The organism is Leisingera sp. ABD4_442 (assembly GCF_056160905.1).
In genome coordinates this window covers 68138-90439 of the sequence record NZ_JBSWYB010000009.1, presented here as the reverse complement: position 1 = coordinate 90439, position 22302 = coordinate 68138, and the positions used below count along the sequence as shown (strand labels likewise).

Annotated in this window: 21 protein-coding genes; 11 read left to right on the top strand and 10 right to left on the bottom strand. The window is 63.6% G+C overall.

Annotation, left to right across the window (positions count from 1 at the left end):
* Positions 1-11 precede the first annotated feature (11 nt).
* From ACXAHG_RS09755 to ACXAHG_RS09745, 3 genes are all read left to right on the top strand, one after another.
* The gene (locus ACXAHG_RS09755; RefSeq protein ID WP_475044153.1) at positions 12-440 is read left to right on the top strand and encodes a GlcG/HbpS family heme-binding protein; all 429 of its coding nucleotides are present in this window, start codon (positions 12-14) and stop codon (positions 438-440) included.
* Positions 441-542: 102 nt separating this feature from the next.
* The gene (locus ACXAHG_RS09750) at positions 543-1322 is read left to right on the top strand and encodes a gamma-glutamyl-gamma-aminobutyrate hydrolase family protein (protein ID WP_475044151.1); all 780 of its coding nucleotides are present in this window, start codon (positions 543-545) and stop codon (positions 1320-1322) included.
* Positions 1323-1330: 8 nt separating this feature from the next.
* Entirely contained in the window at positions 1331-1846 is a 516-nt protein-coding gene (locus ACXAHG_RS09745) for a GNAT family N-acetyltransferase (RefSeq protein WP_475044150.1), read from the top strand.
* A gap of 40 nt (positions 1847-1886) precedes the next feature.
* On the opposite strand, the gene ACXAHG_RS09740 is transcribed toward ACXAHG_RS09745, so the two are convergent.
* Both ACXAHG_RS09740 and ACXAHG_RS09735 read right to left on the bottom strand, forming a co-directional pair.
* Complete coding sequence (locus ACXAHG_RS09740; RefSeq protein WP_475057025.1) at positions 1887-4127, bottom strand: xanthine dehydrogenase family protein molybdopterin-binding subunit; 2241 nt, start codon at positions 4125-4127, stop codon at positions 1887-1889.
* A gap of 3 nt (positions 4128-4130) precedes the next feature.
* Positions 4131-4595, bottom strand: a complete 465-nt coding sequence (locus tag ACXAHG_RS09735) for a (2Fe-2S)-binding protein (protein WP_475044146.1) — start codon at positions 4593-4595, stop codon at positions 4131-4133.
* Between the two features lie 93 nt (positions 4596-4688).
* On the opposite strand from ACXAHG_RS09735, the gene ACXAHG_RS09730 reads away from it, so the two are divergent.
* A complete protein-coding gene (locus ACXAHG_RS09730) occupies positions 4689-5270 on the top strand; it encodes a TetR/AcrR family transcriptional regulator (protein ID WP_475044144.1) in 582 nt (193 codons plus the stop codon).
* A gap of 31 nt (positions 5271-5301) precedes the next feature.
* Here the strand turns inward: ACXAHG_RS09730 and kynA are convergent, their stop codons facing one another.
* The 4 genes from kynA to ACXAHG_RS09710 all read right to left on the bottom strand — a co-directional run bounded on the left by kynA (position 5302) and on the right by ACXAHG_RS09710 (position 8707).
* Positions 5302-6135 (bottom strand): tryptophan 2,3-dioxygenase, encoded by an 834-nt coding sequence (kynA, locus tag ACXAHG_RS09725; protein ID WP_475057024.1) that lies wholly within the window; start codon positions 6133-6135, stop codon positions 5302-5304.
* Positions 6136-6283: 148 nt separating this feature from the next.
* Positions 6284-7477: a kynureninase gene (gene kynU, locus ACXAHG_RS09720; protein WP_475044141.1), complete on the bottom strand. Its 1194-nt coding sequence runs from the start codon at positions 7475-7477 to the stop codon at positions 6284-6286.
* A 94-nt stretch (positions 7478-7571) separates the two neighbouring features.
* Positions 7572-7955, bottom strand: a complete 384-nt coding sequence (locus ACXAHG_RS09715; protein ID WP_475044139.1) for an MmcQ/YjbR family DNA-binding protein — start codon at positions 7953-7955, stop codon at positions 7572-7574.
* Positions 7955-8707 carry an SDR family NAD(P)-dependent oxidoreductase gene (locus ACXAHG_RS09710; RefSeq protein ID WP_475057023.1) on the bottom strand — a complete coding sequence of 251 codons (753 nt, stop codon included), beginning with the start codon at positions 8705-8707 and terminating at the stop codon, positions 7955-7957. The genes ACXAHG_RS09715 and ACXAHG_RS09710 overlap by 1 nt, the downstream gene beginning before the upstream one ends.
* 144 nt (positions 8708-8851) lie before the next feature.
* Here ACXAHG_RS09710 and ACXAHG_RS09705 point away from each other — a divergent pair, with 144 nt between their 5' ends.
* From ACXAHG_RS09705 to ACXAHG_RS09685, 5 genes are all read left to right on the top strand, one after another.
* Positions 8852-9796 carry an MBL fold metallo-hydrolase gene (locus ACXAHG_RS09705; protein ID WP_475057022.1) on the top strand — a complete coding sequence of 315 codons (945 nt, stop codon included), beginning with the start codon at positions 8852-8854 and terminating at the stop codon, positions 9794-9796.
* A gap of 224 nt (positions 9797-10020) precedes the next feature.
* Entirely contained in the window at positions 10021-10470 is a 450-nt protein-coding gene (locus ACXAHG_RS09700; RefSeq protein WP_475057021.1) for a methyltransferase family protein, read from the top strand.
* A gap of 138 nt (positions 10471-10608) precedes the next feature.
* On the top strand, positions 10609-12180 hold the full coding sequence (locus ACXAHG_RS09695; protein WP_475044132.1) for a Re/Si-specific NAD(P)(+) transhydrogenase subunit alpha: 1572 nt from the start codon (positions 10609-10611) through the stop codon (positions 12178-12180).
* Between the two features lie 16 nt (positions 12181-12196).
* A complete protein-coding gene (locus ACXAHG_RS09690; RefSeq protein WP_475044130.1) occupies positions 12197-13621 on the top strand; it encodes an NAD(P)(+) transhydrogenase (Re/Si-specific) subunit beta in 1425 nt (474 codons plus the stop codon).
* Between the two features lie 222 nt (positions 13622-13843).
* Entirely contained in the window at positions 13844-15124 is a 1281-nt protein-coding gene (locus tag ACXAHG_RS09685; protein ID WP_475044128.1) for a DUF3422 family protein, read from the top strand.
* Here ACXAHG_RS09685 and ACXAHG_RS09680 read toward each other — a convergent pair.
* On the bottom strand, positions 15060-16148 hold the full coding sequence (locus ACXAHG_RS09680; protein ID WP_475057019.1) for a YeeE/YedE family protein: 1089 nt from the start codon (positions 16146-16148) through the stop codon (positions 15060-15062). The two genes, ACXAHG_RS09685 and ACXAHG_RS09680, sit on opposite strands and share 65 nt — an antisense overlap.
* Positions 16149-16187: 39 nt before the next feature.
* Here ACXAHG_RS09680 and ACXAHG_RS09675 point away from each other — a divergent pair, with 39 nt between their 5' ends.
* Positions 16188-16361: a hypothetical protein gene (locus ACXAHG_RS09675; protein ID WP_475057018.1), complete on the top strand. Its 174-nt coding sequence runs from the start codon at positions 16188-16190 to the stop codon at positions 16359-16361.
* Between the two features lie 19 nt (positions 16362-16380).
* Here ACXAHG_RS09675 and ACXAHG_RS09670 read toward each other — a convergent pair whose 3' ends face one another.
* The 3 genes from ACXAHG_RS09670 to ACXAHG_RS09660 all read right to left on the bottom strand — a co-directional run bounded on the left by ACXAHG_RS09670 (position 16381) and on the right by ACXAHG_RS09660 (position 20140).
* Positions 16381-17292 carry an ABC transporter permease gene (locus ACXAHG_RS09670; RefSeq protein WP_475044125.1) on the bottom strand — a complete coding sequence of 304 codons (912 nt, stop codon included), beginning with the start codon at positions 17290-17292 and terminating at the stop codon, positions 16381-16383.
* Positions 17285-18292, bottom strand: coding sequence for an ABC transporter permease (locus tag ACXAHG_RS09665; RefSeq protein ID WP_475044123.1), 1008 nt, complete (start codon positions 18290-18292; stop codon positions 17285-17287). Before ACXAHG_RS09665 ends, ACXAHG_RS09670 begins: the two co-directional genes overlap by 8 nt.
* Before the next feature lie 147 nt (positions 18293-18439).
* Positions 18440-20140 (bottom strand): peptide ABC transporter substrate-binding protein, encoded by a 1701-nt coding sequence (locus ACXAHG_RS09660; protein ID WP_475044121.1) that lies wholly within the window; start codon positions 20138-20140, stop codon positions 18440-18442.
* A gap of 340 nt (positions 20141-20480) precedes the next feature.
* Between ACXAHG_RS09660 and ACXAHG_RS09655 the strand changes: the two genes are divergently transcribed.
* Positions 20481-22301, top strand: a complete 1821-nt coding sequence (locus ACXAHG_RS09655; protein WP_475057016.1) for an ABC transporter ATP-binding protein — start codon at positions 20481-20483, stop codon at positions 22299-22301.
* Position 22302: the final 1 nt, after the last annotated feature.

Sequence of the window (22302 nt, the reverse complement as noted above, 5' to 3'; positions counted from 1 at the left end):
GGACAGGACCCATGGCTGATATTTCACTGGAACAGGCGCGCACCATTATCCGCGTAGCGCTGGAAAAGGGGCGCGAACTGAACCTGAAACCGCTGTCGGCAGTGGTGCTGGATGCCGGCGGCCATGTACAGGCCTTCGAACGCGAAGACGGCGCCGCACCTGGCCGGTTTCCGATTGCGCATGGCAAGGCCTATGGCTCGGTGATGCTGGGCATGGCAGGCAGTGCCCAGATGGCGCGGGCTGAGGCGCAGGCCTATTTCATGGCCGCAGTGAACGGTGTCTATGGCGGCCAGGTGGTGCCGGTGCCGGGCGGTGTGCTGGTGCGCGGTGCGGATGGCGCGGTCATCGGCGCGGTCGGTGTGACGGGCGACACCTCTGACAACGACGCGATTGCCGCCATGGCGGGTATCGAAGCTGCTGGCCTGTCTGGGGAAATCTGACTTTCCCGTGCGCCTGTGAACACTGAGTTGCGCCGTCACTGCGGTTGAACCCGGCCATTGGCAGAGCTAGGTTTTCTGTCAGGGAACGGAGACAAGCAGACCATGGCGCGACCCAAAGTAGGCATTATCGGCAATTCCTATCTGCTGAACGATCAGTATCCCGTGCATGCGGGCGGCACGATGAATTCCGAGGCGATTGCCGAGGTTGCAGGCTGTATGCCGCTGATGATCCCATCGGATCCGCGGTTTGTGACCGTCGAGGAACTGCTTCGCACTTTCGACGGCTTCCTGCTGACCGGCGGGCGCCCCAACGTGCATCCCAACGAATACGGCGAGGCCGAGACCGAGGCGCACGGCGCCTTTGACCGGGCCCGTGACGCCATCACCCTGCCGCTGATCCGCGCCTGTGTGGAGCGCGGCCAGCCTTTCCTGGGCATCTGCCGCGGCTTCCAGGAGGTGAACGTGGCAATGGGCGGCACCCTGCACCCGGAAATCCGCGACCTGCCGGGGCGGATGAACCACCGGATGCCGCCGGACGGCACGCTGGAGGAAAAATTTGCCCTGCGCCACACGGTCAAGTTCAACCCGGGCGGCGTGTTCCACCGTTTGTTCGGGGCGGAAGAGGTGATGACCAACACGCTGCACGGCCAGGGCATCAAACGCCCGGGCGCGCGGGTTGTGATCGACGGCCACGCGCCGGATGGCACGCCGGAGGCGGTCTATATCAAGGATGCGCCGGGCTTTACCCTGTCGGTGCAATGGCACCCCGAGTGGGAAGCCGCAGCGGACCCGGTGTCGCGGCCGCTGTTTGAGGCGTTCGGAGATGCGGTACGGGCCTGGGCGGACGCGGGGTCGCAGGCCGGTTTGCAAAAATCTGCATAAGGTCTCCCATGATGTGCAATGCTGCAGACGGCGCTGCCTTGGAGCAGGGGCCGTTCAAGGTCAGGCGCGGAAAACCTGAGGACGCCGCCGCACTGGCAGATGTGTTCCATGCCGCGGTGCATGGTATTGCCAGCCGCTTTTATTCTCCGGAACAAACCGCCGCCTGGTGCCCGGACGTTCCGCCGGCAGAGCCGTTCCGGCAACGGCTGATGGACGGGCGGGAACTGTGGGTGGCGGCCGGCAGCAGCGATGTCCCGGACGCATTTATCGACTTGGAAAGCGATGGGCTTATCGACATGCTGTTCTGCCATCCGCGGGCGGCAGGGCAGGGTGCAGCAGCGGCGCTCTATGGTCAGCTGGAAGCCGCGGCGCGGCAGCGGGGCCTGGCGCAGCTTTATGTAAACGCCAGCGAAGCGGCACGCGGTTTCTTCGAAAAGCGCGGGTTCACTGTGGATCACAGGCGCGAGGTTGAGCGCCGCGGTGTGATGCTCCACAATTACCGGATGGTGAAAGCGCTCGTCTGAGGATGTGCGGCCCGCCCGGCAAGGCAGGCCGCATTTTGGTTCAGATCAGCAGCTCAAAGTCATGCATCAGCGGCAGCCGCCGGGCGCGTTTGCCGGTGAGGTCGAAAAGCGCATTGGCCAGTGCCGGGGCTGCGGGCGGGGTGCCGGGTTCGCCAACGCCGCCAAGCTGCGCTTGGGTTTCCAGCACCTTCACCTCTGTCCGCGGCATCGTATGCATACGGATTGCGTCGTAGTCCGGAAAATTGCCCTGTTCCGCCGCGCCTTCGGCAAAGGTGATTTCACCGAAACACGCCGCCGACAGCCCATAGACCATGCCGCTGAACATCTGCGCCTTGACGATCTCCGGGTCGATGGCCCGGCCGACGTCGCAGGCAATCCAGGCGTTGGCGATGCGGATGCTGCCGTCTTCGTCCACCACTTCGATAACTTCGGCCACGGGGGTTCCGAAGCTGTAGCACAGCGCCACCCCGCGGCCTGTGCCTTCGGGGGGCTTGCCGGTCCAGCCGGACATTTCCTTGACCGCTTCCAGCACCGCAGCGGCTGGCGCCCATTCACGGCGCGCCATGTCCAGCCGGAATTCCAGCGGATCGGTGCCGGCAGCATGGGCCATCTCGTCAATGAAGCTTTCAACGAAGAAGGCGTTGAAACTGTTGCCGACTGAGCGCCAGAACCCGACAGGGATCTGGATGTCCGACAGGTGGCCGGCCATGCGGAAGTTCGGGATCGCATAAGGCGCATTGAAGAACCCCTCCACATGCACCTTGTCGGGGCCGGCGGCAGGCAGATCCGCCAGCCGTTTCATCGCCTGCGCTACAGGGGAGGCGGCTGCAACCTTGCCGTCCAGCAGCACCGCCTGGCCGCCCTTCACCGCGCCGCGCATCCGCGCCAGCGCGCCGGGGCGGTACATGTCGTGGCGCATGTCCTCCTCGCGGCTCCAGGCCAGCTGCACCGGGGTGCCGGGCATCTGTTTCGCCAGCCGGGTCGCCAGCACCGCATAGTCGAACTCGGCCCGCCGTCCGAAGCCGCCGCCAAGATAGGTGGTGTTGACCTCCACCTGATCCGTTTCCAGCCCGGCCTCTCCGGCGCATTTCATCTGCACGAAGGTCGGCATCTGGTTGCCGCACCAAAGGGTCAGCTTGCCGTCCTGCAGCAGCGCGGTGGCATTCATCGGCTCCATGGTGGCATGGGCCAGGTAAGGCACCTGGTAGTCTGCCGTCAGTTCGGTTGCGCCATCAGGCAGCGCGTCCGCATCGCCGTCATCCCGCAGGACGGAGTTCGGCGCATCGTCAAACGCTTCTGCGATTTTTGCAAAGATCTGATCGGTTTCCGGCGGGTAGGGGGCGTCCTCCCAGTCCACGTCGATGGCGTCCAGCGCCTGCATCGCCAGCCAGGTGTTTGTTGCCACCACGGCCACGCCGGCCCCCATGTCCACGACCTTCTCGACACCGGGCATCCCTTCGGCAGCGGTGGCGTCAAAGCCTTTCATGCCGCCGCCCTGGCGCGGGTTCATGCGGACAGAGGCAAACTTCATCCCCGGCAGCCGCACGTCGATGCCGAACTCGGCGGTGCCAGTGGCCTTTTCTGCCATGTCAATCCGCGGCTGCGGTTTGCCGATCAGCCGCCACTGGCTGCTGGGGCGCAGGTCTGCGTCCACCGGTTCCAGTTTGGCGGCGTCCATCGCCAGATCGGTATAGGGGATCTGCGTCCCGTCCGGAGCAATCACCGCGCCCTTTGCGGTGCTCAGCTTGCTGCGGTCCACACCCAGCCGTTCTGCCGCGGCCTGCTTCAGCGTCTCGCGCGCGGCGGCGCCGGCTTGGCGCATCCGCTTGAACCCGTCCTTCATCGAGGTGGAGCCGCCGGTGCCATGCAGGTTCAGCACCTTGCCGATATGCCCCAGCGCCTCGCCTACGGCGTGTTTGAAGTTGCCGCTGTCATACCCCTTGCCCGGCAGCGCATCGGCGATGAAGGCAGAGTTGTAATAGGCCTGCGCGGCAGGGCCGTGCAAAACCTGGACCTGGTCCAGCTCCACGTCCAGTTCCTCAGCGATCAGCGCGGCCCAGCTGGTTTTCACGCCCTGGCCCATCTCGGCCCGCGGTGCAAACAGGGTGACGCCGTTCTGGTCTATTAGCACGAAAGGATTGAGCGCGGCCTCGCCTTCCGACGGTTTCAGCGGGTTCGGGGCCGGGCGGCTGACGTAATAGGCGCCGAAAGCCACGCCGCCGACAATGGCGGCTGAGCCGATCAGAAAGCTGCGGCGGGCGATTTTTGCAATACTGGCCATGGGTTACGCCTCCTGCATCTTCTGGGCGGCGGCATGGATCGCGGCGCGAATGCGCGGGTAGGTGCCGCAGCGGCAAAGGTTTCCTTGCATAGCCTCGTCAATTTCTGCATCGGAAGGCGCCGGGTTTTCCGCCAGCAGGCTGGCCGCTTGCATGATCTGGCCCGACTGGCAGTAGCCGCATTGGGCCACCTGATGCTCCACCCAGGCCTGCTGGATCGCGGCCATCGCCTCCGGCGTGCCGAGGCCCTCAATCGTGGTGACCTCGCCCCAGACATCCGACAGCGCCACCTGGCAGGAGCGCACCGCCTCGCCATCAATCTGCACAGTGCAGGCGCCGCAGGCGGCCACACCGCAACCGAACTTGGTGCCGGTGAGGCCAACCTCATCCCGCAGAACCCAGAGAAGGGGAACATCATCAGGCAGATCTACCTGATGGGTTTTTCCATTGATGCGCAGGTCTGTTGGCATGGCGGGGCTCCCTTGCTGTGCTTCTGACAAAAGTAACGAGTTTTGTCAGGGTGTCAATTGACATTTTTTACAAACAATGTCAGAAGCGGAAACATGAACATGGCAGGCATTGATCCGAAACAGCAGGCAATCCTCGAGGCCGCCTGGATGGCGTTTTCCACCTATGGGTTCCGCAAGACCTCGATGGATGACATCGCCAAGGGCGCGGGCATGTCGCGGCCCGCACTGTATCTGCATTTCAAGAACAAGGACGCGATTTTTCGGGCCTTGGTGACTGCCTACTATGGCAACGCTGCAGCCGGTGTCCGTGCTGCACTGGCCGGACCGGGGCCGCTGCCGGACCAATTGCAGGCGGCCTTTGCGGCCCAAGGCGGTGAAGCGATTGAACAGATGATGGCCTCGCCGCATGGGATGGAGCTGTTCGAGGTCACCAAACATGTGGCCGGCGCAGAGATCGAAGCAGGAGAGGCGGCGCTCAGCGGAATCTATGCGGACTGGCTGCAGCAGCAGGCCAATGCCGGGCAGGCGGTGCTGAGCGGCGATGCCGCGGTGATAGCCCGGACCCTCTGCGCCTCGTTGAAGGGGATCAAACAGACCGCCGCGGATTACGCGGCCTACCAGGCCGGGGTGCGCCAGCTGGCGGCCTTGGCCGGAGCTGGGCTGACACCGCGGTGATGCGGGCCGGTAGGGCCGGCCCGCTGAACTTTCACAGCTCGGTGCGCAGGTGCCAGAGCTCTGGGAACAGCTCCACCTCCAGCATCCGCTTCAGATAGCTGACGCCGCCGGTGCCGCCGGTGCCGCGCTTGAAGCCGATCACGCGCTCCACCGTGGTCACATGGTTGAAACGCCAGCGGCGGAAGTAATCCTCGAAATCCACCAGCTTCTCGGCCAGTTCATACAGCTCCCAGTGGGTTTCGGTGTCGCGGTAAACCTCTGTCCAGGCGGCCTGCACCGCCTCATGCGGCTGATAGGCCTCGGAAACATCCCGGTTCACCACTTCATCCGGCAGCGCAAAGCTCTGGGCCAGCGCCTTCAGTGCCACATCATAGAGCGACGGCTGTTCCAGTTCCGCCTCCAGCAGCGCCAGAATGTCCGGCCGGTGCGCGTGCGGCCGCAGCATCGCCTTGTTGCGGTTGCCGAGCATGAATTCGATCTGCCGGTACTGGTGCGACTGAAAACCGGAGCTTTGGCCCAGCTCATCCCGGAACGCGGTGTAATCCGAGGGCGTCATGGTGCGCAGCACGTCCCAGGCGGAATTGAGCTGCTCAAAGATCCGCGCCACCCGCGCCAGCATCTTGAACGCCTGCCGTGCCTGGCCGCCCAGCAGCCGCTCGCGGGCGGCGCTCAACTCGTGAATGGCCAGCCGCATCCACAGCTCAGAGGTCTGATGCTGAATGATGAACAGCATTTCGTCATGGGTATTGGTCCATGTCTTCTGCGCATTCAGCAGCATATCGAGCGACAGGTAATCGCCATAGGACATGCGCCCGTCAAAGGACATTTGGGCGCCGTCGTCGGCCGGATCGTAGGGTTTGCTCATCGGATCATTCCTTTTCCTAAGTTCAGTATATGTCAGGGAAAGGAATGCGTCCTCCGGTTCAGGGTGCCGCATTGGGCCAGGCGGCGCCACAGCGCGACCCAGCCCGCCGGGCGGCAGAGCGGCAGATGGTATGCGCGCGCGCCCTGCATCAGGTGACCGCGTGGCGGACCATGTATTCCGGCCGGTCCCACAGGGCGTTGGTCATGACATCGGCAATGATTTCAGCCGCCGCGCGCACGTCACCCTCGTCGATATACAGCGGGGTGAAGCCGAACCGCATGATATCGGGCGCCCGGAAGTCGCCGATCACACCGCGGGCAATCAGCGCCTGCATCGCTGCATAGCCCTCGTCGAACTTGAACGATACCTGGCTGCCGCGGAAGGCGGGATCACGCGGCGAGGCCAGCTCCAGCTGCGGGCAGCTCTCTTCAACCAGCGCGATGAACAGGTTGCAAAGTTCGACGGACCTGGCGCGCACGGCCTCCATTTCCGCCATGTCCCAGATGTCCATTGCCGCCTCCAGCGCGGTCAGCTGGATTACCGGCGGCGTGCCGACGCGCATCCGGTCGATGCCGCTGCCGGGCCGGTAGTCGAGGTCAAAGGCAAAAGGCGCCTCATGCCCCAGCCAGCCCGACAACGCCGGGCGGGCGGTCTCTGCGTGGCGTGGTGACACATAGATGAAGGCCGGCGCGCCGGGGCCGCCATTCAGGTATTTGTAGGTGCAGCCAACCGCAAAATCCGCACGGCACCCGGCCAGATCCACCGGAATGGCACCCGCCGAGTGCGCCAGATCCCAGACCGTCAGCACGCCATGGGCATGGGCCTTTTCGGTCAGCGCCTTCATGTCGTGTTTGCGCCCGGTGCGGTAGTCCACCTCTGTGATCATCAGCACCGCGATCTCATCGGTGATGGCGTCCTCAACCGCCTCCGGGTTCACCACCCGCAGCTCATACTCCGGCCCCAGCGATTTCAGCAGCCCGCCGGCCATATAGAGATCGGTGGGAAAGTTGCCATTGTCCGACAGCACCACCTTGCGGCCCGGGTTCAACTCCAGCGCCGAGGCGACGGCCTGGTAAACCTTGATCGACAGCGTATCGCCCATCACCACATGGCCCGGCTCCGCCCCGATCAGCCGCCCGACCCGGTCCCCCAGCGCCTTGGGCTTGTCCATCCAGCCGGCCTTGTTCCAGCCGGTGATCAGCATCTGGCCCCATTCGTCCTGCATCATGGCCCCGACCCGCTCCCGGGCGGCGCGGGGCAGCGGACCCAATGAGTTGCCATCCAGATAGATCACCCCTTCGGGCAGGTCGAACATCGCCTTGGTTGCGGCAAAATCGGTCATGGAGGCCTCGCGTCTGATCGGTATTTCAAGCTTAAAGATTTTTAGGATTTGCTATCGCACCCAGGCCATTCTGTCCAGAGGCGGGCTGTCTGCATTAACCTTGGCTTGTGTCCGCTTGCGGGTCGGGGATGCCGAACTCGGCGCGCTTCTTTTTGGACAGCTTCGCGGTCACCATCTGATAGGACAGGGTGATCTGCTCTTTAAGCTCCGCATCCGTCAGGCCGTCGCTGTCAAACTGCTGCAGCCATTTCATGCCCCGCGACGCCAAATAGGGCGCCGGGCGGACACCGGGGCGCTCCTGCAGCACCTCATAGGCGATATCGCCCGCCTTAAAGGTGAAGGCATCCTGCCCCTCGGCCCAGCCGCAGACCGCAAACAGCTTGCCGCCCGCCTTCCAGACGTCGGAATTGCCCCATTGCACCACATGCTCGGCCGCTGGAAAGGTGGCGCAGAAGGCGTTGAATTCCTCTCGATTCATCACATCTGCCCCCCGGCTATTTCGATGCACTGGCCATTGACTGAACCCGAGCCGGGACCGCACAGCCATAGGGCCGCCGCCGCCACTTCCTCCGGCTCAATCAGCCGCTTGTGGCGGTTGGCGTTGACCATCACGTCCAGCGCCTCCACTGAGCTTAAGCCCGCGCGCTGGGCGATCGAGGTGATGTTGCGCTCAACAATCGGGGTGTCCACATAGCCGGGGCACAGCGCGTTGAAGGTAAAGGGCGTGCCCAGATAATCCTCGCTCAGCGCGCGCGTCAGCCCGACCAGCCCGTGTTTGCTGGCCGTGTAACAGGCACCGCCTTTCAGCCCCCGCAGCCCGGCAATGGAGGAGACGGTAATCACCCGGCCCCAATCCGTCTGCCGCATTGAGGTAAAGCATTCCCTGATGGTCAGAAAGGCACCATCCAAATTGGTCGCCATCATATTGCGCCAGAACGCCATCGAGGTCTTGTGCAGCGCGGCGCCCTCGGCCACGCCCGCATTGGCCACACAGACCTGTACCGGGCCGCGGGCCTCCACCGCAGCGGCAACCTTGGCCGCCACGTCGTCCTCGTCGCGCACATCCATGACCAGCGGATGCAGCCCGTCTGTTGCGGCCTCCTCCAGCACCTCCAGCCTGCGGCCTGTGATGGTGGCTTGGGCGCCCTGCGCGGCCAACCCCTGCGCAATGGCCAGCCCGATGCCGGTGCCGCCGCCGGTGACCAGCGCGTGTTTGCCTTGCAAGCTCATGGCCTCGCCTCCCTGTTTTGCGGCTCAGCCTAGCCGGGCAGGGGCATCTGGCAACCCCGCCGTGCCGTCACGCCGCACACAGAGGGCGTTTACAGTTATATTCGCATGTGTGAATGTTGTGGCAAATGATCCGGGAGAGATGTGATGAAACCCCTTGCCGCCCTTGCCTTGCTGATGCCCGTCGCCGCCTTTGCCAGTGAGGACATCGCCGACCAATACCCGCAATCCGAGCTTTATTCCAAGCCGGTTGAAGTCATTCCGAATGTCTTTTCCGCCATCGGCGCCACCGCCCCGCCGACCTATGAAAACGCGGGCCATAACAACAACTTGTCCTTTATCGTGACCTCCGAAGGCGTGGTGGTGGTGAACTCAGGTGCCTCCGATGCACTGGCGCAAGCCTTGCATGACGAGATCAAGCAGGTGACCGATCAGCCGGTGGTTCTGGTGATCAACGAAAACGGCCAGGGCCACGCGATGCTTGGCAACGGATACTGGCGCGACCAAGGCGTCGATGTGCTGGCCCATGCCGAGGCGATTGCCGAGACGCAGGAAAACAGCGACATGATCCTGCAACGCATGCGCGGCTATAACAAGGACCGGGCAGGGGAGACCCGTGTTGAGCACGCCAATATGTCTTTTGAAGACCGCTATGACCTGAGCCTCGGCGGGGTGGAAATGCAGGTGCTGCACCTTGGCCCCGCGCATGACCCCGGCGATATTCAGGTCTGGATCCCCGCCTGGGATCTGCTGATTGCGGGCGACATCGCTTTTCACGAACGGATGCTGCCGGTCTTCCCGCACACCTGCACCAAATGCTGGATCGAGACCTGGCAGGACAAGCTGGAACCGCTGGCGCCGGCCTATGTGATCCCCGGCCACGGCCACCCGACCAATTTGCCGCAGGTGCGCCGCTATACGCTCGACTACCTGACCGACCTCAGGTCCAAGGTCGGCGCCCATATCGAGGCGGGCGGAGACCTCGCAAGCGCTTATTACGTTGATCAGGCGCGCTGGAAGGGCCTGGACACATTCGAGGAACTGGCGACCAAGAACGCAGGCCGCGTGTTCGAGGAAATGGAGTGGGAGTAAGGTCCCGCGCCCTCAGTACACATAAATATACTTAGGCTTTCGGGGGATTTTGTGCAGGATCATGCCGCAAGCCGGGACAGATTCGCCGTAAATGCGGCATCGGGGGCAATTTGTCCTTAATTTCCAGTCTTGGCTCAAGAGGTCTGGACGGCCTGGCTGGATGAGGGAAAACTGCCCGCGATGTGCGTGATTTCAGGACATATTTTGCCGGAGAACCGGGCGTGATGCGGTGGCTGGACGTGCCGCCCGCCTGGCTGGCGGGCTGTGTTCTGGTTGCCTGGCTGCAGGCCGGGCACGCCGCATTCGGGCTGTCCTTCGGCGGCGCCTGGGCGGATTTCCTGGGCGGCATCCTGCTGGGCGGCGGCATTCTTCTGGCGCTGCTGGCGATTACTGAGATGCGGCGCCAGAAAACCACCGTGATCCCGCATCAGACGCCCAGCCGCCTGGTGCAATCGGGCATCTTCAGCCGCTCGCGCAACCCGATCTACCTGGGCGATGTGCTGATCCTCGCGGGCCTCATCCTGTGGTTCGATGCAGTGCTGTCGCTGCCTTTGATCCCGGTCTTCCTGTGGCTGCTGGAAAAGCGGTTCGTGATCCCGGAAGAGGACCGGATGCGGCACACGTTCCGGGCCGATTGGGCGCGGTATGAGCAGAAAGTGCGCCGCTGGCTATGACCTGAACGCGGCATTGCGGCATAAAATTGCGGCGGCGCAGCAAAATCCTTGCGCAACAATATTGCGCGATGTAATAGAAATCATTGCGATCCGTACCTGGGCACTGCTGGCACGGGCAAGACGAGGGGGACCAAAAAGGTGAAAATAGGAACACCAAAAGAAACATTTGCAGGTGAGAACCGGGTCGGCATGACGCCGGATTCTGCGCGTCAGCTGCAAAAACTCGGCTACGATTGCGCGATCGAAACCGGGGCAGGCGCAGCGGCAGGCTTTTCCGATGCGGCCTATGAGGCGGCAGGGGTTGAGATCATCAAGACCCCGGCAGCGCTGTGGAAAGCCTCCGACATTGTCGCCAAGGTGCGCCAGCCGGACGCGACCGAGCTGAAGCGGCTGACCAAGGGCAAGACGCTGATCTCTTTCTTCAACCCGGCGGGCAATGAAGAGGGCATGGAGCTGGCCAAATCCAAGGGCGCCAATGTGATCGCCATGGAAATGGTGCCGCGGATCTCCCGCGCCCAGAAGATGGACGCGCTGTCGTCGATGGCAAATATCGCGGGCTACCGCGCCGTGATCGAGGCTGGCAACAACTTTGGCCGCTTCTTCACCGGCCAGATCACCGCGGCGGGCAAGGTGCCCCCGGCCAAGGTGCTGGTGGTCGGCGCCGGTGTGGCAGGCCTGGCCGCCATCGGCACCTCGACCTCGCTTGGCGCGGTGACCTACGCCTTTGACGTGCGCCCGGAAGTGGCCGAGCAGGTCGAGTCGATGGGCGCCGAGTTTGTCTATCTCGATTTCGAGGAAGAGCAGCAGGACGGCGCCGCCACCGGCGGCTATGCCTCTGTTTCCAGCCCGGAATTCCGCGAGGCGCAGCTCGCCAAGTTTCGTGAATTGGCGCCAGAGGTGGACATCGTCATCACCACCGCGCTGATCCCCAACCGCGAGGCACCGGAGCTGTGGACCGAAGACATGGTCGCAGCGATGAAGCCGGGCTCGGTCATCGTGGACCTCGCGGCAGAGAAGGGCGGCAACTGCAAGCTGACCGTTGCGGATGAGAAGATCGTCACAGAAAACGGCGTCACTATCATCGGCTACACCGACTTCCCGTCCCGGATGGCGGCGCAGTCGTCCAGCCTGTACGCCACCAACATCCGCCATATGATGGCCGACCTCACGCCTGAGAAAGACGGCCAGGTCAACCACAACATGGAGGACGACGTGATCCGCGGCGCCACCGTGGCGTTTGAGGGCGAGATCACCTTCCCGCCGCCGCCGCCCAAGGTGCAGGCGATTGCGGCCAAGCCCAAGGAAACCGTGCCGGAACTGACCCCGGAAGAAAAACGGGCGCAGGAAATCGAAGCCTTCAAGGCGCAGACCAAAAGCCAGGTCACCATGCTGGCAGGCGGCGGTGCTCTCTTGCTGCTGGTGGGCCTGTTTGCTCCGGCCAGCTTCATGCAGCATTTCATCGTCTTTGCGCTGTCGTGCTTTGTCGGCTTCCAGGTGATCTGGGGCGTCGCACACTCGCTGCACACGCCCCTGATGGCGGTCACCAATGCGATCTCCTCGATCATCATCCTGGGTGCCTTGATGCAGATCGGCTCCGGCTCCTTCCTGGTGATCCTCCTGGCGGCGCTCAGCGTCTTCATGGCCGGGATCAACATCTTCGGCGGCTTCCTCGTCACCCGGCGCATGCTCGCCATGTTCCAGAAATCTTGAATTGGGGGACGGACTTATGATTGGTTTCACCACCGCCGCCTATGTCGTTGCGGCTGTTCTCTTCATCCTGTCCCTTGGCGGGCTGTCCAACCAGGAAAGCGCCAAGCGCGCGGTCTGGTACGGCATTGCCGGCATGGGGCTGGCGGTTTTTGCCACCCTCATCGGCCCCGGCTCCGGCCTGTGGCTGCTGTCGCTGATCCTGATCGCCGGCGGCGGCATCATCGGCACCTATGTCGCCAAGAAGGTCCAGATGACCGAGATGCCGCAGCTGGTTGCCGCGATGCACTCGCTGGTCGGCCTGGCGGCGGTCTTCGTCGGCTTCATCGCCCATTTCGAGATCGGCAATGTGGCAGCTGCGGCCAGCACCGATGACCTCGGCGCCTTTGCCAAGCTGATCGCCAAGAAGACCCCGGCCGAGATCGCCTTCCTGCGGGTTGAGCTGTTCCTCGGCATCTTCATCGGCGCCATCACCTTCACCGGCTCGGTCATTGCCTTCGGCAAACTGGCGGGCAAGGTCACCTCGGCGGCCACCAAACTGCCGGGCGGGCATATGCTGAACGCAGGCGCGGCGGCGCTCTCGCTCCTCTGCCTGATCTGGTACTTCAACACCGGCGGCTTCTTCCCGCTGATCCTGATGACCCTGGCGGCGCTGTTCATCGGCTACCACCTGATCATGGGCATCGGCGGCGCCGACATGCCGGTGGTGGTCTCGATGCTGAACAGCTACTCGGGCTGGGCCGCGGCCGCCATCGGCTTTAGCCTCGGCAATGACCTGCTGATCGTGGTCGGCGCGCTGGTGGGCTCTTCCGGTGCAATCCTCAGCTACATCATGTGCAAGGCGATGAACCGCTCGTTCATCTCGGTGATCCTGGGCGGCTTCGGCGGCACCACCGGCCCTGCGATGGAAGTGGAAGGCGAGCAGATCGCCATCGACGCTGACGGTGTCTCCACCGCGCTGGAAGAGGCTGACAGCGTCATCATCATCCCCGGCTACGGCATGGCGGTGGCCCAGGCGCAGCAGAACGTGGCGGAACTCACCCGCCGCCTGCGCGCCAAGGGCAAGGATGTGCGCTTTGCCATCCACCCGGTGGCAGGCCGTCTGCCGGGCCACATGAACGTGCTCCTGGCCGAAGCCAAGGTGCCTTACGACATCGTCCTTGAAATGGATGAGATCAACGAGGACTTCCCGGAAACCGATGTGGCCATCGTCATCGGCTCCAACGACATCGTGAACCCGGCCGCCCAGGAAGACCCCAACTCGCCCATCGCCGGCATGCCGGTCTTGGAATGCTGGAAGGCGAAACAGGTGTTCGTGTCCAAACGCGGCCAGGGCACCGGCTATTCCGGCATCGAGAACCCGCTGTTCTTCAAGGACAACACCCGCATGTTCTATGGCGACGCAAAGGCCAGCCTCGATACGCTGCTCACCATGATCAGCTGAGCCGCCAGGCCAACGACAAGGAAAGGCGCTCCACCCGGGGCGCCTTTTTCTTTCGGGCATCTTTCTGGCTGCAAATACTCCGGGGGAGGCCGCAGGCCGGGGGCAGAGCCCCTTTAGGCGGGCTGTATACCGTTGCATTCAGCTAACGCTTTGAAATAAAACGTTTCTGTACATGTATTCTTGACCGGAGTATGGTCCGCGCCATTGCCCCGGAGATCAAGAATGCCACCGATCCAGGATCACCCTCTGCGCTACACGCTCACCAATGAGCTGCACGCGCGCCCTTTTCCTGCCATGTCCTGCCCCAGCACGGTGGTTTACCTCGCCGTCAAACAGCCGCATGAGGCAGAGCACCGGGACCGGATGCAGGATCTGCAGCACCTGACCAGCCTGCTGGACCGCCACGGCGCGCCGCATCCCAAGCCGGGAGCCACCCATCACGCGGCGCAAATCGGCCGCCATATGATCAAGTGGGAGCAGCATACCGAATTTGTCAGCTACACCGTCTACCGGGACGGGGCCAGCGGCCGGGCGTTTGACCCTGCGGATTTTGATGTGTTTCCCGCCGATTGGCTGGCAGAGCTCCCTGGCCAGCGGATCACTTCGGCGCTGATCCGGGTTGTGCCCCGCCGGAAGGCGGCAGCGATGAAGGAGACCCTGCACGACTGGTTTGTGCCGGAAAGCCTGGCCGTTTCGCAGGTGCTGGATGACAGCGCTGTGGTGGCGGGGGATTTCCGCATTGACCCGGCCGGGCACATGCGCTTTGCGGTTCTGGCGAACCCTGAAACCGGCAGCCAGCGGATCGGCCGGATCGTGCAGCGGCTTTGCGAGATCGAGACCTACCGGGCGATGGCAATGCTGGGCTTTTCCCGCGCCCGCGGGCTGACCCCGTCGATCAGCGCGCTCGACACCCATCTCAGCGAGATGATGGTGGAAATGACCGGCGGCAGCGCTCCGGCGGAGCAGACCCTGTCCCAATTGCTGACCGTGTCAGCTGAGCTGGAGTCGATGGCTGCCCGCTCAGCCTTCCGGTTCAGCGCAACGGGGGCCTATGATGCGCTGGTCAGCCAGCGGGTCAGCCTGCTGCGCGAGGACCGGCACGGCGGGTTCCAAACCTTGGAAGAATTCATGCTGCGCCGCTTTGAACCGGCTATGCGGACGGTGAAATCCACCGAAAAGCGGCTGGACAGCCTGGCAAACCGGGCCCGGCGGGCAGGGGAGCTGCTGCGGACCCGGGTGGATGTGGAGCGCTCGGCCCAGAACCAGGCTCTGCTGGCCAGCATGGACCGGCGCTCGGACATTGCCTTGCGGCTGCAGCACACAGTCGAAGGGCTGTCGGTGGTGGCAGTCAGCTATTATGCGGTGTCGCTGGTCTCGGACTTTTTCCTGCCGCTGGCGGAACGCTACGGGATCAGCAAGAAGCTGTTGATCGCGGCGGTCACTCTGCCGGTTGTTGCCCTGGTGTGGCTGGGGATCCAGCGGATCCGGAAGACACTGCACTAGGGGTCCTGACCCTAAGGGCCGCGTCCATCGCCAGCCCGCCAATTGCGATGCAGGCCAGCGCGAACAGGGCCGCCAGGCTCAGCGTTGGAATGCCGGCCAGCCCGGCGCCGACGGTGCAGCCGCCCGCCAGCACACCGCCCGCGCCCATCAGCACAGCCCCTGACAGGTAACGGCCGGTCTGGCGCGGGCTCTCAAAGCTTTGCCACTGAAAGCTGCCGCTGAACACCGCTGCCGCCAGCGCCCCCAACAGCACGCCGCCAATCAGCCCGGTGCCAAACCCGGCAGGGATTGAGCTGGAGGCGATGACAAAGAACAGCGTGTCCGCAGCGGGGGCGGTGAACGACAGGCTTTCCATCGCGATGGGGTCGAATTCGTCAAACAGGATAAAGCCAGTGCCAACCCAGGCCGCAGGCACCAGCAGGCCGATCAGCCCGGCGCCTGCCAGCGGCAGCAGCCGGTTGCCGGACCGCAGGGCAAGAGCCAGCGCTGCCGCAGCGATCATCGCGCTCCACAGCAGCGGGCCACCGGGCAGCGCGGCAAGGGAAATCTGCTCTCCCGCTGGCAGCGTGACCGCCCCAAGCGCGGTGCGCACCGGTGCCAGAACCCCTTTGAGCGTGGCATGGGCGGTGATGGCAAAGACCGCGATGACCAGCAGCGCCCGCAGGTTGCCGCTGCCCGCCAGCACCAGCAGGCGCGAGGCGCAGCCGCGGGTCAGGATCATGCCCGCGCCGAACATCAGCCCGCCCGCGGCGATGGCTACAATGGGCAGGTCCTGAGCCAGCAGCCGGTGCTCGGCAAAGCTGATCCACCCCGCGGCCACGGCCGCCTGGGTGCCCGCGACGGCTGCAGCCAGCGCCATGGCCCACACCCCTGCCGCCTGGCGGCGGTCCTCTCCCGCCAGTGCGCGGCGGAAACAGAAACGGGTCAGCTGCGCCAGCACCCCGAACAGGGCGCCGATGCCAAGCGCAAACAGGACCGAGGCGTCCCGTGCAGTGGTCTCTTCAAAGCCAAATGTTTCGAACATGGCGCTCTCCGGGGTGGGTATTCGGAACGTTTTCCCGAAATGGCGTTTTTTTCGCCAGCAGGCAACGGCCATCGCGGCCTTGCACCGCATGCCAGGGCGGACAACAGTCTGCCCTGGCGGCGGTTCCGGGGAAAACAGTCTTTCGCACTGGTGCTGGCCGAAAACAAACTGGCCGCCTGCGGGGAGGCGGCCAGAAGGTATGTTTTTATTTGAATGTGTGACTGTGTTGCGGTCAGCGGCCCCGGATCCGCGGGTCCAGCGCGTCGCGCAACCCGTCGCCCAGGTAGTTCACGCTCAGCACCGTCAGCGAGATCGCCATACCGGGCCAGAACACCCGCTCAGGGTGCTGCTGCAGGTAATCGGTGGCATCAAACAGCAGCCGTCCCCAGGTCGGGAAATCCGGCGGAAAGCCAAGGCCGAGGAAGGACAAGGACGACTCGGTGATGATCGCGGTGGCAATGCCCAGGGTGGCCGAAACCATGATTGGCGACAGCACGTTGGGCAGGATGTGCCGTGTGATCAGCCCGCGGTTGGTGGTGCCGATAGACCGCGCCGCCATCACGAACTCGCGCTCCTTCAGCGCCAGCACATCGCCGCGCACGATCCGGGCTGTGGGCATCCAGCTGGTCACCCCGATGGAGATCACGATCAGGATGAAGATCCCCTGTTCCGGGCCGAAGGCGGCATTCAGCGGCTCGCGGAACAGCAGCATCATCACCAAGAGCAGCGGCAGCAGCGGCAGTGCCAGGAACAGGTCGGTCAGGCGCATCAGCGGCCCGTCCAGTTTCTTGAAGAAACCGGCCATCACCCCGATGAAGGAGCCCAGGAACAGCGCCAGCAGCATTGCGGTCAGGCCCACCGAGACAGAGGTCGCGCCGCCCGCCATCATCCGGGCCAGCATGTCGCGGCCCAGCTGGTCGGTGCCAAAGGGGTGCGCCCAGCTGGGACCCTGGTTGCGGGCGCGGATGTCGATCTTGGTGGCCTCGATGTCCCACAGGAACGGGCCCAGGTAGACCGCCAGGATGATGAACAGGAACAGCGCCCCGCCCATCAGGGCGCCGCGATGGGATTTGAACTGGTCCCAGACGTCCAGCCACTGGCTGCGCGGCGGCTTCGAAGGGACAGGATTGCTCAGCTCAGTCATAGCGGATCCTCGGGTCAAGAATGCCGTACAGCACGTCGGCGATCAGGTTGAACAGCACGATCAGCACCGCAAAGATGAAGGTCAGCGTCTGCACCATGGGCAGGTCGTTGGCCTGGATTGCACCGATCAGCAATTGGCCGATGCCGTTCACCTTGAACACCTGCTCGGTGATGATGGCGCCGCCAAAGATCGACGGGATCCCCAGCGCAATCACCGTGACCACCGGGATCATCGAGTTCCTGAGCACATGGACCATCACCACCACATATTCGCTCAGCCCCTTGGCGCGGGCGGTGCGGACATAATCCTGGTTCAGGTTGTCCAGCATCGAGGCGCGCATAAAGCGGCTAAGCTGCGCGGTGATCTGCAGTGCCAGCACCATCACCGGCATGATCATCTGCTTCAGCTGGTAGACAAAGGCGTCCCAGCTGTCGACCACATGGGTGGTGTCATAGATCGACGGGAACCAGCCCAGCTGCACCGAGAAGATCACGATGACCAGCACGCCCGAAAAGAACGGCGGCACCGAGAAGCCGACCATCGACACAAAGGTGCCCATCTGGTCGAACCAGCTGTACTGGCGGTAGGCGGAGTAGATGCCGATCGGCAGCGCGATCAGAATGGCGACCACATAGGCGGTGCCGACCACCCACAGGGTCTGCGGAATTCGCTGTACCACGATGTCCATCACCGGCGAGCGGGTCTGCCAGGAGATCACCCGCAGCTGCCCCTCTGAGAAGCTGGTGCCCAGGTAATAGTCGATCAGCACCTGCGGCTCGATCCAGAAGAACTGCACGATCCATTTCCAGAACCGGATATGCACCGGCTCGCCCAGGCCCAGGGCCAGGCGCATTTTCTCTTTGACTTCGGGGGGGACGGTCAGGGGAACCTGTGCCATCGGGTCGCCAGGGGCGAGCTCCAGCAGCAGGAAAATCACGAGACTGATGAACAGCAGTGTCGGAACTGCCAGGATCAGCCGCCGGATTGTAAAGGTCAGCATCTGCTTAGCGCCTTTGCAATTTGTAGTTATTTCGGAACAGGCGGGGAGAAAACCCCGCGTCCAGGCCATGTGAGGAGCCGAAGAACAGCCCCGGCAGATGGCAAGAGGCCCCGGCATGTGCCGGGGCCCCGGTGAAGCAAGCCAGGCTTACTTGATGCGGTGCCAGTCAGCTGCGTTCCACATCTCGCTGTCCCAGACATTCAGGTCGACACCGCCCAGGGTGTTGGAATGCGCCGACAGGCGGCCACGGTGCACCAGCGGGATCATACCGCCTTTTTCGACCATGATATCATTCAGGCGGCGGCCGATCTCGGCGCGGGCTTCCAGGCCTGCGGTCTTGGTCAGCTCGGCATGCAGCGCATCGAACTCCTCGTCGCAGAAGCGGGAGATGTTCTCGCCCTGCCACTGGGAGGCCGGGGCCGGGGCCTTGTCGCACAGGCCGTTGGCCAGGTAGGACTGCGGGTCAGTGCCGTTGAAGGTGTTGGCATACATTTCCACGTCCGCATAGAACTTCTGGAAGGTGTCGGGCGAGCCCGGGTCACCGCCGAAGAACACGGATGCGTTGATGTTGCGCAGTTCGGTCTCGATGCCGATCTGGCTCCACCATTCCTTGATCAGCGCCTGGAAGTCCTGGCGCACCGCGTTGGTCGAGGTCTGGTACAGGATCTTCATCGGCTTGCCGTCCGGGGTTTCCCGCACGCCGTCGCCATTGGTGTCCTTGTAGCCGGCTTCTTCCAGCATCGCCTTGGCGCCTTCGATGTCCTGGGTGGAGCAGTCAAAGGTGTCAGAGGCAAATGCCGCAGGTGCCGGCACCCAGTTGCAGCCGACCTTGCCGGCCTTGCCATAGCCGATTTCCACCAGCAGCGGGCGGTCGATGGCCAGCGACATCGCCTTGTAGACCGCCGGGTCGTTCAGGAACGGGTGGCCGCGCTTCACGGAACGCTCATCCGGGCCCAGTTCCGGGCTCGGGTCGGTCTGGTTCAGCATGATGCGCTCAACCAGCGGGCCGAAGCCTGCAACCGGGGTGCCTTTGCCGCCGGCTTCCATCTGGGCGATCACTTCCGGCGCCAGCTGCAGGTTCCAGGCATAGTCGAACTCGCCGGTTTCCATCACTGCACGGCCTGCCGCAGTTGCGTCACCGCCGCCTTTGAACAGCACCTTGGCGAAGGCGGGCTTGGCCGGGTCGCGGTAGTTCGGGTTCGCGGACATGGTGATCACGTCGTTGGGCTTGAACTCATCCACGGTGAACGGGCCGGTGCCGATCGGGCCAAAGTTGGCCTCGGTGCATTCCGGCGCCTTGGCACCCATGCAGTTCTCGAACTGGGCCTTCTGAATGATCGGGCTTTCACCGCCGACAAACGGGCCATAGGGGAAGGGGGTCGGCTTGTCGAAGGTGACCTTGACGGTCAGATCGTCCAGCGCTTCGACCGAGGTCACGCCCTCGAACTTGGTGACTTGCGCACAGCCGCCTTCGGGATGCATGCAGTAGTCGGCGGTGAACTTAACGTCATGCGCAGTAAAGGCAGACCCGTCGGACCACTTCAGGCCGGGGGCGATCTTCCAGGTGATCGAGGTCAGATCTTCGGACACGCCGCCGTTTTCGACGGTCGGGATTTCCGTTGCCAGATAGGGCAGCATGTTACCGTTCGGATCATAGCGTGCCAGCGGTTCGATCACCAGCGCTGAGGCGTCGATGTCCTTGGTGCCGCCGGACAGGAACGGGTTCAGGATCGACGGCGCCTGCCAGTAGATGATGTTGACCTGGCCGTCGCTGCCGCGCTCGGCAAAGGCCGCAGGCGCCAGCGTGGCCGCGGCAACGGCACCCATCAATAGGGATTTCAATTTCATCACACACTCCTTGTCGGACACGTTTCGTGTCTTTTTGTTGGCCGGGCCGGATCGGGCCCGGAAGGTTTCCGCATTGCTGCGGAAGTGTAGCACTGGGCCTGCAGGCGCAGGGAAAACTTTGGAACTATAATCCCTTAACACGTTGCCGGACACACCGGCATGTGACAGCTTGCAGACAACCACGGGGGTATCGAAACGCTTTTGCTGCGAAATTGCAAATTCCAATTTCGAAACGCCCATGCATTATTTGCATGAGCTTTTTTGTGCGAAGTAGAGTTTACTCCGGAACCTGAGGCCGCCCGGGAACGCGGCCCGGGCAAAATAGAACCAGGGAGCCGTCATGCTGGACAACGCCATTGCGTCCATAAGAAACCTGCGGGTGGAGTTTCAGACCAAGGACGGCCCGGTGGTCGGGGTCGAGGATGTCTCCTTCGACGTCAGCCCGGGCGAAACCGTTTGTATCGTTGGCGAATCCGGCTCCGGCAAGTCGGTCTCCTCGCTGTCGCTGATGCGGCTGGTGGAGTTCGGCGGCGGCGAGATCGCCGGCGGCGAGCTGCTGTTCAACCGCCGCGAAGGCGAGGACACCAACCTGGCCGCTTCCGAGCAGGAGCTGATGAAGCAGATTCGCGGCAACGAGATCGGCATGATCTTCCAGGAGCCGATGACCGCGCTGAACCCGGTGTTCACGGTGGGCCGCCAGCTGACCGAAGGCCTGCGCATTCACAAGAAGATGTCCAAGGCCCAGGCCGAAGAACGCGCGCTGGAACTGTTGCGCCAGGTCCGCATCCCGGAACCGGAGCGCCGCCTGAAACAATACCCCCACGAACTTTCCGGCGGGATGCGCCAGCGGGTGGTGATCGCCATGGCAATGGCCTGCGAGCCGCGGCTTCTGATCGCGGATGAACCCACCACCGCGCTCGACGTGACCATCCAGGCCGAGATCCTGGCGCTGATGGACCGCTTGAAGCGCGAGACCGGCACCGCGGTGATGTTCATCACCCACGACATGGCGGTGGTGGCCCAGATGGCCGACCGCGTCGTTGTCATGTTCCGCGGCAACAAGGTTGAGGAAGGCACCGTCGAGGAGATCTTCGAAAACCCCAAGCACGACTACACCAAGGCGCTGCTGGCCGCGGTTCCCAAGCTGGGTGAGATGCGCGGCAAGCACTTCCCCGAGCCGATGAAACTGATGGGTGTTGAGAACCAGAAGATCGAACCGATCAAGGGCACCGATGAGGTGCTTCTGGACGTGCAGAACCTGACCACCCGCTTCCCGGTCAAGGGCGGGCTCTTGCGCCGCACCATCTCCAACGTGCACGCGGTGGAGGACGTCTCCTTCAAGGTTTTCAAGGGCCAGACCCTGTCGCTGGTCGGCGAATCCGGCTGCGGCAAATCCTCAGCCGGGCGCTCGATCCTGCGGCTGGTGGAGCCGCTGTCGGGCCAGGTGAATTTCGAAGGCCGCAATGTGCTGGAGTTCAGCGCCTCGCAGATGCACAAGGCACGCCAGGACATGCAGATGATCTTCCAGGATCCCTTTGCATCCCTGAACCCGCAGATGCAGCTGATGGACCAGGTCGCAGAACCGCTGCGCAACTACGGCCTGGCCTCCGGCTCTGAACTGCAGGACCGGGTTGCCAGTCTCTTTGACCGTGTCCACCTGCCGCGCAGCTTCATGCGCCGCTACCCGCACGAGATGTCCGGCGGCCAGCGCCAGCGCATCGCCATCGCCCGCGCGCTGGCCCTGAACCCCAAGCTCATTGTCGCGGACGAGGCGGTCTCCGCGCTCGACGTCTCGGTACAGGCGCAGGTGCTGAACCTGATGATGGAGCTGCAGGCGGAACTGGGCCTGTCGTTCCTGTTCATCAGCCACGACATGGCGGTGGTAGAGCGCGTCTCCCATCAGGTCGGCGTCATGTACCTGGGCCGCATTGTCGAAATCGGCCCCCGCGACCGCGTGTTTGAAAACCCGCTGCACGCCTATACCCAGGCGCTGATGAAGGCGGTCCCCATCGCCGACCCGCGCCAGCGCAAGTCGGAGAAGGAACTGAACTTCAAACCGATTCCCTCGCCGATCCACGAAGTGGGCTACCAGCCTGAACCCTCGGAATACCTGGAGCTGGAGCCCGGCCATTTCGTCCTGACAACTGACAGCGGGTATTAAG

Coding starts and splice junctions, on each gene's coding strand:
- ACXAHG_RS09680 (WP_475057019.1), bottom strand. CDS start 16,148: ATGTTCGAAACATTTGGCTTTGAAGAGACCACTGCACGGGACGCCTCG.
- ACXAHG_RS09670 (WP_475044125.1), bottom strand. CDS start 17,292: ATGACTGAGCTGAGCAATCCTGTCCCTTCGAAGCCGCCGCGCAGCCAG.
- ACXAHG_RS09750 (WP_475044151.1), top strand. CDS start 543: ATGGCGCGACCCAAAGTAGGCATTATCGGCAATTCCTATCTGCTGAAC.
- ACXAHG_RS09685 (WP_475044128.1), top strand. CDS start 13,844: ATGCCACCGATCCAGGATCACCCTCTGCGCTACACGCTCACCAATGAG.
- ACXAHG_RS09740 (WP_475057025.1), bottom strand. CDS start 4,127: ATGGCCAGTATTGCAAAAATCGCCCGCCGCAGCTTTCTGATCGGCTCA.
- ACXAHG_RS09690 (WP_475044130.1), top strand. CDS start 12,197: ATGATTGGTTTCACCACCGCCGCCTATGTCGTTGCGGCTGTTCTCTTC.
- ACXAHG_RS09705 (WP_475057022.1), top strand. CDS start 8,852: ATGAAACCCCTTGCCGCCCTTGCCTTGCTGATGCCCGTCGCCGCCTTT.
- ACXAHG_RS09710 (WP_475057023.1), bottom strand. CDS start 8,707: ATGAGCTTGCAAGGCAAACACGCGCTGGTCACCGGCGGCGGCACCGGC.
- ACXAHG_RS09730 (WP_475044144.1), top strand. CDS start 4,689: ATGAACATGGCAGGCATTGATCCGAAACAGCAGGCAATCCTCGAGGCC.
- ACXAHG_RS09655 (WP_475057016.1), top strand. CDS start 20,481: ATGCTGGACAACGCCATTGCGTCCATAAGAAACCTGCGGGTGGAGTTT.
- ACXAHG_RS09755 (WP_475044153.1), top strand. CDS start 12: ATGGCTGATATTTCACTGGAACAGGCGCGCACCATTATCCGCGTAGCG.
- ACXAHG_RS09660 (WP_475044121.1), bottom strand. CDS start 20,140: ATGAAATTGAAATCCCTATTGATGGGTGCCGTTGCCGCGGCCACGCTG.
- ACXAHG_RS09700 (WP_475057021.1), top strand. CDS start 10,021: ATGCGGTGGCTGGACGTGCCGCCCGCCTGGCTGGCGGGCTGTGTTCTG.
- ACXAHG_RS09715 (WP_475044139.1), bottom strand. CDS start 7,955: ATGAATCGAGAGGAATTCAACGCCTTCTGCGCCACCTTTCCAGCGGCC.
- ACXAHG_RS09665 (WP_475044123.1), bottom strand. CDS start 18,292: ATGCTGACCTTTACAATCCGGCGGCTGATCCTGGCAGTTCCGACACTG.
- ACXAHG_RS09675 (WP_475057018.1), top strand. CDS start 16,188: ATGGCGTTTTTTTCGCCAGCAGGCAACGGCCATCGCGGCCTTGCACCG.
- kynU (WP_475044141.1), bottom strand. CDS start 7,477: ATGACCGATTTTGCCGCAACCAAGGCGATGTTCGACCTGCCCGAAGGG.
- ACXAHG_RS09735 (WP_475044146.1), bottom strand. CDS start 4,595: ATGCCAACAGACCTGCGCATCAATGGAAAAACCCATCAGGTAGATCTG.
- ACXAHG_RS09745 (WP_475044150.1), top strand. CDS start 1,331: ATGATGTGCAATGCTGCAGACGGCGCTGCCTTGGAGCAGGGGCCGTTC.
- kynA (WP_475057024.1), bottom strand. CDS start 6,135: ATGAGCAAACCCTACGATCCGGCCGACGACGGCGCCCAAATGTCCTTT.